This is a genomic window from Flavobacterium sp. Root186, assembly GCF_001428525.1.
Lineage (GTDB): Bacteria > Bacteroidota > Bacteroidia > Flavobacteriales > Flavobacteriaceae > Flavobacterium.
Window position 1 is genome coordinate 163,414 of the sequence record NZ_LMHW01000015.1, and the last position, 16,959, is coordinate 180,372.

Here is a 16,959-nt window from a genome sequence, read left to right on the forward strand (position 1 = left end):
ATTTATTAAATTAACATTAAGCGAGGAAAAGTAATTGCTGAAAGTGCTAAAGGAGAATTCCTGCTTTAGCATTTTTTACTACCGAAATCTTGGTTTCAGTATCCATAACGAATCATTTCATTATGAAGAGGTTGCAATCAGTTCAAATTTTTCCTCTGTATTCGCGTGCAAAGGTATAAAACCATTTTGATTTGCAAATTAAAGTTCAACTTTTTTTATTTTTTATAGTAGAAATTTAAAAGTAATATACTAATTTGATAGGGTAATAGAAAATATTTTTGTTTTTGTTTGGTCAGTTAAAAAATAGTTCGCACATTTGCCTTGTTAAAATAACAGAACAAAATGAAATTTACTATTTGCAATATGATGTCTTGTAAGATGCCGGAATTATCCGCAGAGACTCTATTGTAGTTTATTTTCAACAACATATATAGAACCTCTGCCAGCCGCAGAGGTTTTTTTTGTTTAAAACCGAAAATAAACTTTAAGCCAAAAACAAATTAATCAGTAAAAAGAAATGAAGAAAAATATACTAATCATCTTGGGTCTTGTAACATTTTCAGGCCTTTATGCTCAGGATAATAAAACCGAGCAGGATACTTTAAAGAATAATGAACTATCAGAAGTTACTGTAATTGGAACTCGAAATAAAAATAGAGTAAAAACAGATGTACCGGTTCCGGTTGATGTTTTTAATATTTCTGAAATAACAAAAGGAGCGCCGCAAACCAGCGTAACGCAGATTTTAAATTATGTTGCGCCATCGTTTACCAGTAACGCAACATCAACTGCCGATGCAACAGACCACGTTGATCCGGCACAATTAAGAGGATTAGGTCCAGATCAGGTTTTAATTTTAGTAAACGGAAAACGCAGGCACACCAGTGCATTAGTAAACATAAACGGATCACCGGGACGAGGATCTGTAGGAACCGATTTAAATGCGATTCCGTCTTTTGCCATTGAAAGAATCGAAGTTTTAAGAGACGGAGCAGCCGCACAATACGGTTCTGATGCCATTGCCGGAGTAATTAATATTGTACTTAAAAAGAATGCAAAATATCTTTCTGGAGGCATTCAATACGGAACTAATTTATCATCCGGCTCTAACAATTTTAAAGGTGGAGCCGATGGACAAACTGTACAGGTCGATTTAAACTACGGAACATCATTAGGTAAACCGGGAAGTTTCTTAAATATTACCGGAACTGCCGTAACAAGACAAGCAACAAGCCGTGCAGGAATTAGAAATAACGGAATTTTTAATGCCTACAATGCTGTAGAAAACAGAGCGGCTCAAAACGGAGTTCAGATCAATTCTCTTTTCAGTAATATCAATACCACCCCAAATTCGACACAAATTATAAGTTCGATACAGCAATATGCACCGCAGGTAAGTTATTTTACGCCGGCACAGCAAACAGCAATTTCATCTGCAACAACAATAACGCAATTACAAACAGCACTTAATTTTGATGTTACTAATAATGAGTTAGCCTACAGAGGACAGGAAAGAGCAGACTATAATATGAGTGTTGGTCAGTCAGAACTGGCTTCTGGGCAGGCGTATTATAATGCAAAATACCCTTTAACAGAAACAACTTCATTGTATTCTTTTGGTGGAGTATCTTACAGGGACGGTAAATCATACGCTTTTAACAGGCTTCCAAACGGTTCAGGAACTTTTACGCAAGTGTATGAAAACGGATTTTTGCCAGAAATCGAATCTGGAATTTTAGATGTTTCTGCAGCACTTGGAGTGAATACAGAATTATTTGGTTTTGATACTGATTTAAGTTCTAACCTCGGAACAAACTCTTTTAAATATGATGTAAACAATACGATCAATGCAACTTTGGGTGTAAATTCTCCTTCTAGTTTTGATGCCGGTAAAGTTTCATTTTTACAAAGTACGACCAATTTAGATTTTAGCAGAAAATTTGATTTTCTTGCTGGTTTAAATGTTGCTTTTGGTGGAGAATTCAGATATGAAAATTATCAAATCAAACAAGGAGAAGAAGCTTCATACGGATTATATGATGTAAACGGAGCTTTAGTTTCTGGAGTTTTGCCAACTACTTCACCTTTAATTGTGACTGATTTCTTCGGAAACAAACGTGGTGCAGGAGCGCAGGGATTTTCAGGATTTCAGCCTTCAGATGCTAAAGAAAGAGACAGACGAAGCGGTGCAGCTTATATTGATTTAGAGCTAAATGCAACCGAAAACTGGCTGTTAAACGGAGCAGCACGTTATGAAAACTATTCAGATTTTGGAAGTACGGTTACTTTTAAATTAGCCTCTCTTTTAAAACTAAACGATAATATCAACTGGAGAATTTCTGGGCAAACAGGTTTTAGAGCGCCATCCTTACAGCAAAAATACTTTGAAGCAAGTTCAACTCAGTTCATTAATGGATCTCCATATCAGGTTGGTTATTTTACAAATGATTCTCAGGCAGCAAAAAGTATTGGTGTAGAAAACTTAAAACCAGAGAAATCAAAAAGTATCAGCACAGGGTTTACATTTAAAATTCCGGAAGCCAATATCACAATCGCAACCGATGCTTATTTTACAAGAATTAACGACAGAATTGTTTTAACTGGTCAATATTCTAGACCAACAGATGCACAGATTGCAGCAGCAACATCTCCGGCGCAAGTAGAGGCTTTGACATTGTTTCAACAAGCTTTTGATACAAAAGGTGTAGAAAGAGCTTCGTTCTGGACAAACGGAATCGACTCTGAAACGAAAGGTGTTGACGTAGTAATTTCTCAAAAATATGATGTAATTCCCGATTTTGTGATCAGAAATGATTTTGCTTTAAGTTATAATGAAACAAAAAGAGTAGGAGATTTGCATATTCCGCAATCTATTGTTAATGCAGGAGGAGATCCTTACATATATTCATTTTTCCCAGAGTCAAGCCGGGTTTATTTAGAAGAAGCAATTCCGAAATTGAAAGCAAACTTAACAACTACTTTCAGTATTAAGAAACTGGATATTTATTTAAGAAACAGCTATTTTGGAAAAGTAACAGATCCGGGAGCAACTGATGTTAATTTAGATGGATATGCTTCTGTATATGAACATCCGGAATACAGTGCAAAATTAGTTACCGATTTATCTTTCGGATATCAAATCAACGAACATTTTAGAGCAACTGTTGGTTTTAATAATATAGGAGATGTTTATCCGGACAGAAATAACCCGTCAACTCCAGCTTTCACAAACACAACTCCAACTTTATCTCCGGCACCAAGTACAGACTTGACAAATGCAAATCAGTTTGCTTATTCAAGAGCCGTATCGCAATTTGGATTAAACGGAAGATTTGGATTTGCACGTTTAAGCTTTAAATTCTAAAAAAAAAGTCCACAGATTTTAAGGATTAAACGAATTAGCACTGATTTTTAAAATCAATGTAATCTTTTTAATCTGTGGCTAAATTTTTCAACCGATGTAAATGGTTCTTTATAATACCCATAGGTTCAGTATTTACATTAAATAAAATAGAAAACCTGCAATAATCGGTTTAATTCGTAAAATCTGTGGTCAATTTTTTAAAAGAAAGCTTGTATTTGCGCAGCCTATAAAAATTTTAATGTTAAATATCAAAATTTTATTTGGCAGTTAAATAAATAAATATTACATTTACTCTATCGAATTAGTCGAGTTTAAAAAAAGAATTAAATTTTAAATTAAAATGAAAACAATAGCAAGAAAAAATATGATGTGTTGTAGTATGATGCAAATGTGCATCCAACCTTGCTGTTGCCAAAAGTGAAAAGATACAATCTTTGTTATAGTTAAACTATAAGCCCTTTTGGTCGCCATCCGAAAGGGCTTCTTCATTTCCACACTTTTAAAATTTTAAATCATGAAAACATTAAATTCCATAGCAGTCGAATATTTATTGAGAAACGATTCTCAAAAAGACAATACCAAATCAGAAGAGATAACAAGAGAAATTAGAAGAATAAATTCAGAACAGGATAGAAAAGTTCAAAAATCATTATTGTTTCAAATGTATGATCTTGAACTAGAAGGAGAATTTCCTTTTGCATAAATCAATTCACAATTCACATTTTACAATTCACTATATCAATATATCGTATTAACAATATTTAAAAAACTAAGAAATCATGAGTACACAAAAATTTGCAACAAACGCATTACACGCAGGACACGATGTTACTAAAAATTCAGGAACCAGAGCAGTGCCAATTTACCAGACATCATCATATGTATTTAATAACGCAGATCATGCTGCCAACTTATTTGGCCTTGCCGAAGCCGGATTTATCTACACCAGATTAAATAATCCAACAAATGATGTTCTGGAACAGCGTTTAGCGGCGCTCGAAGGCGGAATTGGAGCTGTAGTTACAGCATCTGGAGCATCGGCAATTTCTACAACTTTTTTGACTTTGCTAAGAACCGGCGATCATATCGTAGCCTCAAATAGTTTATACGGTGGAACATATAACTTATTAAGTGTAACATTACCCCGATTAGGAATTACAACCACTTTTGTAGATCCTTCAAACCCTGAAAACTTTACAAAAGCAGCAAAAGAAAACACCAGAGCATTCTTTGTAGAATCACTGGGGAATCCAAAATTAGATGTATTAGATTTAAAAGGAATTTCGGCGGAAGCCAAAGCATTCAAAGTGCCATTTATAGTAGATAATACAGTTGCGACACCTTATTTATTAAACCCAATTAAATATGGTGCCGATATTGTAATTCACTCCTTAACAAAATATATTGCCGGAAACGGAACTTCATTAGGAGGCGCGATCATCGATGCCGGAACTTTTGACTGGTCTAATGGAAAATTCCCTGAATTTACAGAACCTTCTGCAGGATATCACGGATTAGTATATCACGAGGCTTTAGGAAATGCTGCGTTTATTGCAAAAGCAAGAATCGAAGGATTACGTGATTTTGGAGCAGCTTTAAGTCCATTTAATGCTTTTCAGATTATTCAGGGATTAGAAACCTTACCAATCCGAATTAAAAAACACAGCGAGAATGCTTTGGTTCTGGCCGAATGGTTAGAGAAACAAGATGAGGTGGTTTGGGTAAATTATCCGGGTTTGAAATCAAGCAAATATTATGATTTAGCAAAACAATATCTTCCTGAAGGACAAAGCGGAGTGATCACTTTTGGACTAAAAGGAGGTTTTGACGCAGCTAAAAAAGTAGTAGACGGAACAAGATTGTTTTCGCTGCTGGCCAATATTGGCGATACAAAATCGCTGATCATTCACCCGGCAAGTACTACGCACCAGCAATTGTCTGAAGAAGAGCAATTAGCTACAGGAGTTTCGAAAGATTTAGTCCGACTTTCTGTTGGAATCGAAGATGTTGAGGATTTAATCGCCGACTTACAATCGGTTTTTGAAAGCGTAACTCAGTCGCAGTATAGTATTAATAAAAATTAGGTTTTTTTGTTTTTTGTTTGAAAAATTGCCTTTAGCAGCGTGAGTTCTGCTAGAGGTGATTTTTTATGAAAAAAGAAATCAAGATAAAAGTTTCACCATATAAGTTATATAAGTTCATTTTAGTAGAGACGCACAGCAGTGCGTCTATTATTGGAACGTCTAAAATTATAAACGTTGATAAATTAAATGAACTTATATAACTTATATGGTTTACTAAATATAGATATGTTTTAAAAAATTAAAATTATGTCAAAGCTTAAAATAAATATTATCCTTTTTGGGATTGGAAATATAGGAAGCACCTTAATCAATCAGATTATCGAAAGTCAGGAGTTCTTTCTTCAAAGTAAAAACGTCGATTTTCATTTCCCGATAATAACTAATTCTACCGTTGCTTTTTTCGAGAAAGAAGGCGTGGGATATGCATGGGAAACCAATTTTAGAGAATTGGCTGTTCCTTTTAGGGTACAAGATATTATCGAATTTGCAAAAGAAAACGAATTCGAAAATTTAATTGCCGTCGATGCAACCGCAAGTGATGAACTTATTGGTCATTATAATACGTTGATCGAAAACGGATTTAATATTGTTGCCGTCAATAAAAAGGCAAATACACTCCCAATTGATCTTTATAAACAATTAAGAGATAATCTTAAAAAAAACGACAAAGAGTTTTTGTATGAAACCTCAGTCGATACCGGTTTTCCCGTTTTGCAGACTTTAAGAGATTTATATTTCTCAGGAGAAAAAATTACAAAAATCAGAGGCGTATTTTCAGATAATCTGAGTTATGTTTTTAATCGTTTTTCTGCCGAGGAAAATTCGTTTTCCTCTATTTTAAAAGATGCGAGTCTTCTCGGATTAATGCGATCTACTTTTAAAGAAGATTTATCAGGAAATGACACTGCGAGGAAACTATTGATTTTAACTCGTGAAATTGGTAAAGAATTCGAACTCTCAGATATTAAAATCAATCCTCTTATTGGAGAAGAACATTTGGAGAAAAACGGAATCCTTAATAAAGAAGCCATTGACCGATCGTTTAAAATTGCTAAAATAACCCAGAAAGACAATCATGTTTTAAGATATATTGGAGAATTTGATGTTGAGAAAAATACATTAGAAGTCAAATTAGTATCAGAACCTGTCAGATCAGCAATTGGACAATTAAAAGGTTCCGATTCTATTTTTGAGATTTATACCCAATCTTACGCCAATACGCCAATTGTAATTCAAAGTGCTTCGCCATGCAAACAGGCTATTTCAAGAGGTTTAATAACAGATATTTTAAAAGTAGCTGAAAAGATTAAAAATAAGGAAGCAGTCTGGCTATAAGTGGTTATAATATTAGTAGTTCTTTGACAGATTGAAACTAAAAGCAAAGTTATTTTTTGTAAGATTATACCTCTTTTTATTCAAATTGTAATTTTGTAGGATGTTTTTTAACGATAAAATGCTGTTTTTTAACGTTTTTTAAGAAAAAATAGGGTTTTCTAACTTGGAATATTGAAAAAATATTCGCACATTTGTAAGACAAGTAAGATCTGTTAAAAACAGATAATTAATTGTTAAAATAAATATAGCTTTTAAGATCCTAATCATATCTAAAAAAAAGCTTTTAAAGAAAAGTAAATGCAACATTTTTTTAAAATAACAGTCAAATCGCAGATGAATAAGTCCCTACAGATGAACATGATGTTTAATGTCGCACGTATTTGTGTACACGTCTGTTGATACTAAAAGTATATATAAGTTCTATAAAACTTAAACCCTTTTGGTATTAAAATCCAAAAGGGTTTTTTTATTCCATTTGGTAAACATAACAAAGAATTAAAGAAAATATAAAGATTAAAAAATAACTAACTTAAACTTAATAATATGAGCGCAATAACTTACTTCAGAAAAAAACTTTCAGGTTATAGAAGTGCAAAAGCTGAAAGAAACAATCCGCCGCCTGTAAACGAATTAATCCACCCAAGTTTCGGTATAACTGAAACAGATAAAAAAGCGGAGAAAAAAGCACCAAATTCATTATTGTTTTTGATGTACTCAAAAGAAAATGAAACTCTTTTCATCTAACTTGAAAAGCATTCATACAATAGGTTAAAACCTGCATGATGTTACTGGGCATAATGTTTGGTAATTTTGTGCGTACAAAAGTTTCTGATTGAATTATGTTTAAGAAATTGAGTAATCAGTTTCATTAAAATTTGTTAGTTTAAGAAATTAGTAGTTAATTTGCACCGTTAAGTTCAAAAATGTATTGAAATGTTATAAAGAAAGGAGGAGGGATTAGACCCGATGAATCCTTAGCAACCCTTCGTTAATTCGAAGAAGGTGCTGCATTCTACCACGCCCAAACGTGGAAAGATAACAACAAGAATTTTTCTAGTTTCAACTCTAGACTTTCTTTCTAATATTTCCACATACAAATCAATAATAAATAGATTTGAAATTGGAAAATATACCAAGTCCCATTATAATTCAGGATTTCATCACCGAAAGTGGTGCGTTGTATTCGTCGTTACCGTTAAGTTTTACACTTTTTGGTAAACCGCTTTATACTGCCCCCATTGTTTTGGTAAATCACGCCTTAACCGGAAATGCTCAGGTTACTGGTGAAAACGGCTGGTGGAATGATTTAATAGGCGAAACAAAAACTATCGATACCAATCAATATACTGTTTTGGCGTTTAATGTTCCCGGAAACGGAAACGATTCGTTTATAATCGAAAACTATCAGGATTTTACAACCAGAGATATTGCCAGAATCTTCATTAAAGGATTAAAGGCTTTAGATATTGAGCAGGTATTTGCTATAATTGGCGGTTCTGTTGGCGGTGGAATTGCCTGGGAAATCCTGGCTTTGGAACCAAACATCACAGAACATTTAATTCCTATTGCAACTGACTGGAAATCGACCGACTGGATGATTGCGAATTGTTTTCTGCAAGAGCAGATTTTAAACAATTCCTCAAAACCAATTGAAGATGCCAGAATTCACGCCATGTTGTGTTACCGTTCGCCGGAATCATTCAAAGAAAAATTTCAGCGTACGATCAATCAGGATCTTTTGATCTTTAATATCGAAAGCTGGCTGGCACATCACGGAAAAAAATTGCAGCAGCGATATCAATTAGCATCATACAAATTGATGAACCAGTTACTTAAAACCATAGATATTACCAGAAATAGTGCCGATTTCGAAACGTTACTATCCAAATCAAACGCTGCGATTCATATCGTAGCCATTAATTCAGATTTGTTTTTTACACCAAAAGAAAATCTGGAAACTTACAATGAATTAAAGAAATTTAAAAACAATGTTTTTTACAGCGAAATTGATTCGGTTCACGGACATGACGCTTTTTTAATCGAGTACAAACAATTAGATCATTTACTTGCCGATATTTTTAAGGCAGAAACAATAGCAAAATAAAATGAAAATATTAAAATTTGGCGGTAAATCATTATCAAACGGAGAAGGACTTAACAAAGTAGTTTCAATCATTACTGATAAAGTAAATCAAGGTGAAAAAATTGCCGTGGTCGTTTCTGCACGCGGAAATGCAACAGATGAATTAGAAGATATTTTAAGAATTGCTGCTAAAAACGGAAACTACAAACCGCTTTTGGAAAGCTTTAAAGCTTATCAGACTTCAGATTATCCGAAAGTAGATTTATCTGAGGAATTTAATATTTTAGATAAATTATTCGAAGGAGTAAGCTTAATTGGTGATTACAGCAATAAAATTAAAGATCAGATTTTGTCTAAAGGTGAATTGCTTTCGGCTAAATTATTGACTTCAATTTTAGTTGAAAAAGGAATTCCTGCGAATTTTGTTGATACAAGAGAATTGCTGAAAACGGATTCTAAATTTGGTGATGCTCAGCCTTTGGAACAACTTTCAAAGAAAAACGTTATCAATTATTTCAAACTTCACAATGGTGAAACAGTAAATATTGTAACGGGTTTCATTGGTTCAAACAACAATAACGACACCACAACTTTAGGAAGAAACGGAAGTAATTATACTGCTTCGTTAATTGCTAATTATTTAGATGCCGAAGAACTTCAAAACTTTACGCACGTTGACGGGATCTACACCGCAAACCCTGATTTAGTTGCCGATGCTAAAAAAATCGAATATTTATCGTTTAATGAAGCAAACGAATTAGCCAATTTTGGAGCAACAATTCTGCATGCCAAAACGATAATTCCATTATTAGAAAAAAATATTCCGCTTCGTATTTTAAACACATTCAATCACGAAAACCACGGAACTTTAATCACTTCAAATTCTCAAAAAGAAGGAATTAAAACACTTTCTGTTTTAGAAAACGTTTCATTAGTAAATTTGGAAGGACGCGGTTTACTAGGAAAATCTGGAGTCGATGCCCGTATTTTTAAGGTAATGGGCGATCACAACATCAGCGTAAGCATTATTTCGCAAGGTTCTTCAGAAAGAGGAATCGGATTGGTTGTGGCCAAAGAAAAAGCGACATTGGCAATGGTCGAATTAGAAAAAGAATTTGAAAATGACTTTTATTCTAAAGATGTAAACCAGATCACAGTAACCGATAATGTTTCGGTAATTTCAATTATCGGGCAGGATCTAAGTACGTTCCATAAGCCGTATACCGCTTTAATTAAAAATAAAATAGTTCCGATATTATTCAACAATACCGTTACAGGTAAAAACGTGAGCTTGGTTGTTAAAAAAGAAGAATTAAACAAAGCTTTAAACGTAATTCACGGAGAGATTTTTGGAGTTTCTAAAAAAATCAATATCGCTATTTTTGGTCACGGATTAGTGGGCGGAACTTTGATTAATCAAATTTTAGAATCGGCTTCTTCAATTGAAAAACGTAAAGATATTAAGCTTAATGTTTTTGCAATTGCCAATTCTAAAAAGCTTCTTTTAAATAAAAATGGTGTAACTTCAAGCTGGAAAAACGACATTGAAACTAAAGGCGAACCATACACAATTAAAGACATTATCGCTTATGCAAATGAGTATCACCTAGAAAACTTAATTGCGATTGATAATACCGCAAGTGCATCATTTGTAGAAAATTATGTTCCGCTTGTAGAAAGCAGTTTCGATTTGATTTCTTCAAACAAAGTGGCCAATACATTGACGTATGGTTTTTATAAAGAATTAAGAAAAGCGTTAGCAGAGAATCAAAAGAATTATTTATACGAAACTAACGTTGGGGCAGGATTACCGTTAATTGATACGATTAAATTACTGCATCTTTCTGGTGAAAACATCACAAAAATAAAAGGGGTTTTCTCTGGAACATTGAGTTATTTATTCAATAATTTCTCTGCAAAAGAGGCTCCGTTCAGCGAAATTCTGAAAGAAGCAATTGATAACGGATATACAGAACCGGACCCGCGTGAGGATTTATGCGGAAATGATGTGGGAAGAAAATTATTGATTTTGGCAAGAGAATTAGATTTGCAAAATGAGTTCGAAGAAATCTCAATTCAAAACCTAATTCCGGACCATCTACGCGAAGGAAACGTTGCTGATTTCTTAACTAAATTAAAAGAATTCGATCCTATTTACGAGAAAATAAAAGCAGACCAAAAACCAAATCACGTATTAAGATACATTGGTGAATTGTCTGGTGATTTACAAAATGACAAAGGAAATCTGGAAGTAAAATTAGTTTCTGTTCCTTCAGATACTGCTTTAGGCGGTTTAAAAGGTTCTGATTCTTTCTTCGAAATTTATACTGAATCTTACGGAGATCGCCCAATTGTTATTCAGGGAGCTGGTGCAGGCTCTGCGGTAACGGCAAGAGGAGTTTTTGGAGATATTTTGAGATTATCAGATAAAGGATAATATTGATTTTAGATTGCAGATTTTAGAGTTTAGATTTATGATTTGAACTCAAACAAAAATAAAAAAAAACAAAAAAATGAAAGTAACCTTAAACAGAGTAAACGACGCGTTTCATTTCAAATTAAAAAATGAAAGAGGTCATGTAGTTGATGTTGACAGCAGAGCTGAATTTGGCGGAAGTGATTTAGGCGCAAGTCCGATGGAGCTTGTATTAATGGGTGTTGCAGGATGCAGTGCAATTGATATGATTTCGATTTTGAAAAAGCAGCGTCAGGAAATTACTTCTTTTAACGCTGAGGTTGAGGGAACACGTGTACAGATTGAAGAAGCAAAACCTTTTAAAGAAATCGATGTGGTTTTTTATTTAGAAGGCGATATCAATCCGGAAAAAGCACAGCGTGCCGCACAGCTTTCTTTCGAGAAATACTGCTCAGTTGCCAAAACTGTAGAGCCAACTGCAACCATCAATTACAAAGTTGTTTTAAACAACATTCAATTAGAAAATTAGTCAATTAGAAAATTCTTTGGGCTAGCTATTAAATAATGAAAGATATTTCGCGAAACTCTGTGATCACTTTGTGAAACTCTGCGAAATAACTCTTTTAAACACACAACACAATGAATAAAGAAGAATTTGGTTTTGAAACTCAAGCCATACGTACACATTTAGAAAAAACACAATTCCAGGAACATTCAACCCCTTTGTATTTATCATCAAGTTTTATATTTGAAGATGCAGAGGATATGAGAGCTTCTTTTACTGAAGAAAAAGTTCGCAATATTTATTCACGTTTCAGCAATCCAAATACAACAGAATTTGTAGATAAAGTTTGTGCAATGGAAGGTGCCGAAGCTGGTTATGCTTTTGCAACCGGAATGGCAGCAATATACTCTACGTTTGCTGCATTGTTAGATTCTGGAGATCATATTGTTTCTGCAGGAAGTGTTTTTGGATCAACTCATGCGTTGTTTATGACGTATTTTCCAAAATGGAAAATTGAAACTTCTTATTTTGATATCAATAAACCGGAAACAATTGAAAGTTTTATTAAACCAAATACTAAAATTCTATATGCAGAAACACCAACAAATCCTGGTGTGGATGTAGTAGACTTAGAATTGCTGGGCCAAATCGCAAAAAAGCACAATTTGATTTTAATAATAGACAACTGTTTCGCGACGCCATATATTCAACAGCCTATTAAATACGGCGCACATATAGTAATTCATTCAGCAACAAAATTAATAGACGGACAAGGTCGAGTTTTGGGAGGAGTTGCAGTTGGAGAAGCAGAGTTAATTCGCAAAATATACTTATTTTCAAGAAATACGGGGCCGGCAATGTCGCCATTTAATGCATGGGTTTTGTCAAAAAGTTTAGAGACTTTGGCTGTTCGTGTGGACAGACATTGTGAAAATGCTTTAAAAGTGGCTGAATTTTTAGAAAGCCATCCCAATGTAAACAGTGTGAAATATCCATTCTTGAAATCACATCCAAAATATGAAATAGCCAAAAAACAAATGCTTTTAGGCGGTAATATTATTGCGATCGAAATTAAAGGCGGTCTTGAGGCAGGAAGAAAATTTTTAGACAAAATTAAATTATGTTCTCTTTCGGCAAATATTGGTGATGTAAAAACGATTGTAACACATCCAGCGTCAACAACACACAGCAAATTATCTGAAGAAGATCAATTGGCAGTTGGAATAACGCAAGGTTTAGTTCGTGTTTCCGTAGGTTTAGAAACGGTAGCAGATGTAATTGCTGATTTAAAACAAGCGCTGGATTAAATGATTTTAGATTTCGGACTTTAGATATTCGATTTCTAAACTGTATAATAATGACGATTTTTGACTGTAAATTTATTACTGTTAAAAATCGTCATTCTTTTTGATGGTTATTTGAACAAAAAATATATTTTTGTTTTCGTTATAAATTTAAATCTGTAATAATCAATTTAATAAACTGACCAAACCATGAGTAACTCTACTTATATTCTTGATGAAAAATTATTGGCATCCAACGGAAGTCGATTCATAAACTATATTTTAGATATAGTTATAATCCTTGTATTAATTTTTTTTATTTCTTTAATGATTGCTTTTTTAGCAAATTTTATGGGTTGGAATGATCTTCTGTACTGGCTTGGTAATTTAAGTGATTTAGAAGGACAGCTGGTTTTTGTTGTGATCTCTATTTTTTATTATTCATTGTCAGAAGGTCTTTTTGGAAGATCAATTGGGAAATTCGTAACAGGAACTGTTGTGGTAGATGAAAATGGCGAAAAACCTTCTTTTGGAACTATCTTTAAAAGAACATTATGCCGATTAATTCCTTTTGACGGATTTTCTTTTTTGGGAAGCAGAGGCTGGCATGATTCTATTTCTGATACCTATGTAGTCAATAAAAAAGATCTGGAGAAAGAAGTAAAACTATTTCACGAATTCAATTTAATAGGAAACACTGAAGTAGCTTAATATAACAGAATTTAAAGAAACCAAAGAAATAACATTCCATGAGTGAATCTGTTTATGTTTTAGAAGAAGACCTGCTCTCTTCTGGTAAAATAAGATTTTTAAATTATTTTATAGATTACGTTTTTACATATGCCGTCTCAACGGTATTAGGCCTTATCATACCAGAACTCGTAAAAGTTTTAGATTCTGTTGGGTTAACAGGATTTGGATTTTGGGTTTTTAATGTAGGAAGTTGGATGATAATATTTTTAAGTGTTTTGATGACCACAGCTTATTATATTGTGGCGGAAGGAGTATTTGGAAGTACTGTGGGAAAATTTATTACAGGAACTGTTGTGGTTGATGAAAATGGAAATAAACCTGATTGGGGAATTATTCTGAAAAGAAGTTTATGCAGGTTGATTCCTTTCGACGTACTCTCTTTTTTCGGCAGTCCATCCAGAGGCTGGCACGATTCAATTTCTAATACGTACGTTGTCAATAAAAAAGATCTGGAGAAAGAAGTAAAACTATTTCATGAATTCAATTTAATAGGAAACACCGAACTAAATTGATAGAATAAGTAGAATATAATTTTGTTCTGTTATTTTTCTCATTTAAAAAGCCTATTTTTGTTGCAGAATAATATGAAGCTTGTTTGTTTTAGAAATAATCTAAAAATAGACAGTCTGAAATCTAAAATTTAAAGATGCTTTCAAAGAAAACAAAATACGGAATTAAAGCTTTAACCTATTTAGCCAGACGAGAAAATAATGAACCTGTACAAATAGCTGAAATTGCAAAAAGTGAACATATTTCGATAAAATTTCTGGAAAGTATTTTATTATTATTGAGAAACTCAGGCTTTCTTGGTGCAAAAAAAGGAAAAGGCGGCGGTTATTATTTGATAAAAGATCCAAAAGATATCAGTATGGCCAAAGTATACCGAATTCTTGAAGGACCAATCGCATTGCTTCCGTGTGCAAGTCATAATTTTTATGAAAAATGCGATGACTGCGATGATGAATCTACTTGTGCTGCACGGCGTTTAATGACAGAAGTAAGAGATAATACGCTTAAAATATTAGAAAGTAATTCGCTGGCAGATATTGCATTTTAAAGTAAATTTGCTGCAATAAAATATAAAAACAAAGACCATTTCATGATTTTGAAATGGTCTTTTTTATTATCTAATTTTATTTTTATCTAAAAAATCAATTTATATCCCGCCAGAAAAAGCATTACAGCGATGGCATTTCTAAGAAACAGATCGGGTACTTTTCCGCTCAAACTGCTTCCAATGTAAATTCCGGGAAGAGAACCTAATAGTAATTGTCCCAATAGCGCTAAATCTAAATTTCCCATAGAAGCGTGACCAATTCCTGCAACTAAAGTCAAAGGAACAGCATGAGCAATTTCAGTTCCTACCAAACGTGGAGTTGGTAAAAGCGGATAAAGGAAAAACAAAGTTACTGTTCCGAGAGCTCCGGCTCCAATAGAAGTTAAAGTTACGGTTGTACCCAATAAGACTCCAATTCCTATAGTCAGCATATTTTGAGTATGGCTTTCACTATGGAATTTATCTCCTGCATGTTTTTGAGAGAATTTTAAAATTTTATTTTTGAAGATAATCGCAACCGAAGTAAATAATAATGCCCATCCCAAACTGTATTTAATAACTCGGTTTATAGTTTCAATATCAGTTCTGATGCTGTTTAGAATCCATAAAGTAAGTAAAGCAGCCGGAACACTCCCTAATGTCAGCCATCCGGTAATTTTCCAGTTTATGTTTCCTTTTTTATTATGAACAAATATTCCCCCTGCTTTTGTGAAAGCAGCATAAAGTAGATCTGTTCCTACTGCGGTTGTAGGCGGAATATTAAAATACAGCAAAATTGGAGTCATTAAAGAACCACCTCCAACACCGGTTAATCCAACAATAAAACCTACTATTAAACCTGCAATTACAAGACCAATCTGAAAATCCATAGAAAAAATTTGTTGCTAAAATACAATAATTTTATAATTATCCTATAGATGTTGTAGAGATTAGATAACGTATTTAATAACCAAATATTTTGGGCATTTATATTGTTTGAATATGATGTTCTTTGGTATTATTTGTGAAATTAATTCGGTTATTTGTTTCAACGTGATCCAGAGGAAGTTAAAGGTTTAAAAAAACGATACTATTTGTTTTGATTTTTAGAAATAAATAGTATTTTTGCAAAGTAATCTATTAACCCGATAGGGTAATAGTTTTTCAAAACAAATTCAATCATTTTAATATGGAAAGAGAACTGAAAATAAATACCGCCGATTCTTTTAAAGAAAAGCTTTGGATTGGAATTCCTGTTATTTTACTAGTAGGTTTATTATCTGTATTAATTTATAATCATTACGCTGAATTTTCTTGGAATGGATTTGTGAATGGATTTAATGAAGAATTTTTGGTGTTTTTTGCCATTGGAGTTTTTGCTCAATTGGTTGACGGAACATTAGGAATGGGGTATGGAGCAACATCAACTTCATTTTTATTGGCTTATGGGATACCGCCAGTTGTAAGCAGTACCGCAGTTCACGTTTCTGAAATGTTTACAACAGGAGCATCGGCACTTTCTCATCACCGATTTGGGAACATCAATAAAAAATTGGTAAGACATTTATTAATTCCGGGTGTTTTAGGTTCGATTACAGGAGCTTATTTGTTGTCGGATGTTATTAATGGAGATATTATCAAGCCTTTTATTGCGGTTTACATGATTGTTTTGGCAGTTATTATTATAAGAAAAGCATTGAAAAAAACAATTGTTAAGAAAAAAACGAAAAGATTAGGTGCTTTGGCCGTTTTTGGAGGTTTTATGGATTCTGTCGGTGGCGGAGGCTGGGGCCCAATTGTGACTTCAACTTTATTAGGAAGAGGAAGAAATCCGAGATATACAATTGGTTCAGTAAATGCAGCCGAGTTTGCAATTTCATTTGCAAGTGGTATTACTTTTATGCTTTTTGGAGGAATTCACGGCTGGCAGGTAATCATCGGATTGATTTTAGGAGGAGTTATTGCAGCGCCATTAGCAGCTTATCTGGTAAATAAAATCAAAAGAAAACCAATGATGGTTGCGGTTGGGATTCTGATTATATTATTGAGTTTAAAAACATTATCTAAATTATTGTAAAAGATAGTTTTAGAAAGGAAGAA

General features: G+C 33.4%; 14 protein-coding genes and 1 riboswitch. Of the genes, 13 read left to right on the forward strand and 1 reads right to left on the reverse strand.

What is annotated here, in order from left to right; translation table 11 throughout:
- The first annotated feature begins 517 nt into the window (after positions 1–517).
- From ASD98_RS19840 to ASD98_RS19895, 12 genes are all read left to right on the forward strand, one after another.
- Positions 518–3,364, forward strand: a complete 2,847-nt coding sequence (locus ASD98_RS19840; protein ID WP_056207810.1) for a TonB-dependent siderophore receptor — start codon at positions 518–520, stop codon at positions 3,362–3,364.
- A gap of 514 nt (positions 3,365–3,878) precedes the next feature.
- On the forward strand, positions 3,879–4,067 hold the full coding sequence (locus tag ASD98_RS19845) for a hypothetical protein (RefSeq protein WP_056207812.1): 189 nt from the start codon (positions 3,879–3,881) through the stop codon (positions 4,065–4,067).
- Positions 4,068–4,143: 76 nt separating this feature from the next.
- Complete coding sequence (locus ASD98_RS19850) at positions 4,144–5,448, forward strand: O-acetylhomoserine aminocarboxypropyltransferase/cysteine synthase family protein (RefSeq protein WP_056207816.1); 1,305 nt, start codon at positions 4,144–4,146, stop codon at positions 5,446–5,448.
- 246 nt (positions 5,449–5,694) lie between these two features.
- Positions 5,695–6,783, forward strand: a complete 1,089-nt coding sequence (locus ASD98_RS19855) for an aspartate kinase (protein ID WP_056207818.1) — start codon at positions 5,695–5,697, stop codon at positions 6,781–6,783.
- A gap of 543 nt (positions 6,784–7,326) precedes the next feature.
- Positions 7,327–7,527 carry a hypothetical protein gene (locus ASD98_RS19860; RefSeq protein ID WP_056207822.1) on the forward strand — a complete coding sequence of 67 codons (201 nt, stop codon included), beginning with the start codon at positions 7,327–7,329 and terminating at the stop codon, positions 7,525–7,527.
- 189 nt (positions 7,528–7,716) lie between these two features.
- Positions 7,717–7,825: riboswitch (SAM riboswitch) on the forward strand.
- 78 nt (positions 7,826–7,903) lie between these two features.
- Positions 7,904–8,887, forward strand: a complete 984-nt coding sequence (locus ASD98_RS19865; RefSeq protein ID WP_242412143.1) for an alpha/beta fold hydrolase — start codon at positions 7,904–7,906, stop codon at positions 8,885–8,887.
- A gap of 1 nt (position 8,888) precedes the next feature.
- Positions 8,889–11,303, forward strand: coding sequence for a bifunctional aspartate kinase/homoserine dehydrogenase I (gene thrA / locus ASD98_RS19870; RefSeq protein WP_056207828.1), 2,415 nt, complete (start codon positions 8,889–8,891; stop codon positions 11,301–11,303).
- 76 nt (positions 11,304–11,379) lie between these two features.
- The gene (locus ASD98_RS19875) at positions 11,380–11,811 is read left to right on the forward strand and encodes an OsmC family protein (RefSeq protein WP_056207831.1); all 432 of its coding nucleotides are present in this window, start codon (positions 11,380–11,382) and stop codon (positions 11,809–11,811) included.
- A gap of 110 nt (positions 11,812–11,921) precedes the next feature.
- On the forward strand, positions 11,922–13,094 hold the full coding sequence (locus tag ASD98_RS19880; RefSeq protein ID WP_056207833.1) for a PLP-dependent aspartate aminotransferase family protein: 1,173 nt from the start codon (positions 11,922–11,924) through the stop codon (positions 13,092–13,094).
- Positions 13,095–13,280: 186 nt separating this feature from the next.
- Positions 13,281–13,781 (forward strand): RDD family protein, encoded by a 501-nt coding sequence (locus ASD98_RS19885; protein WP_056207836.1) that lies wholly within the window; start codon positions 13,281–13,283, stop codon positions 13,779–13,781.
- A 38-nt stretch (positions 13,782–13,819) separates the two neighbouring features.
- Positions 13,820–14,335, forward strand: coding sequence for an RDD family protein (locus tag ASD98_RS19890; RefSeq protein WP_056207839.1), 516 nt, complete (start codon positions 13,820–13,822; stop codon positions 14,333–14,335).
- A 134-nt stretch (positions 14,336–14,469) separates the two neighbouring features.
- The gene (locus ASD98_RS19895; RefSeq protein WP_012023576.1) at positions 14,470–14,880 is read left to right on the forward strand and encodes an Rrf2 family transcriptional regulator; all 411 of its coding nucleotides are present in this window, start codon (positions 14,470–14,472) and stop codon (positions 14,878–14,880) included.
- An 86-nt stretch (positions 14,881–14,966) separates the two neighbouring features.
- Here the strand turns inward: ASD98_RS19895 and ASD98_RS19900 are convergent, their stop codons facing one another.
- A complete protein-coding gene (locus ASD98_RS19900) occupies positions 14,967–15,749 on the reverse strand; it encodes a sulfite exporter TauE/SafE family protein (protein ID WP_056207843.1) in 783 nt (260 codons plus the stop codon).
- Between the two features lie 299 nt (positions 15,750–16,048).
- On the opposite strand from ASD98_RS19900, the gene ASD98_RS19905 reads away from it, so the two are divergent.
- Entirely contained in the window at positions 16,049–16,936 is an 888-nt protein-coding gene (locus ASD98_RS19905; protein ID WP_056207846.1) for a sulfite exporter TauE/SafE family protein, read from the forward strand.
- The last annotated feature ends 23 nt before the right edge of the window (positions 16,937–16,959 follow it).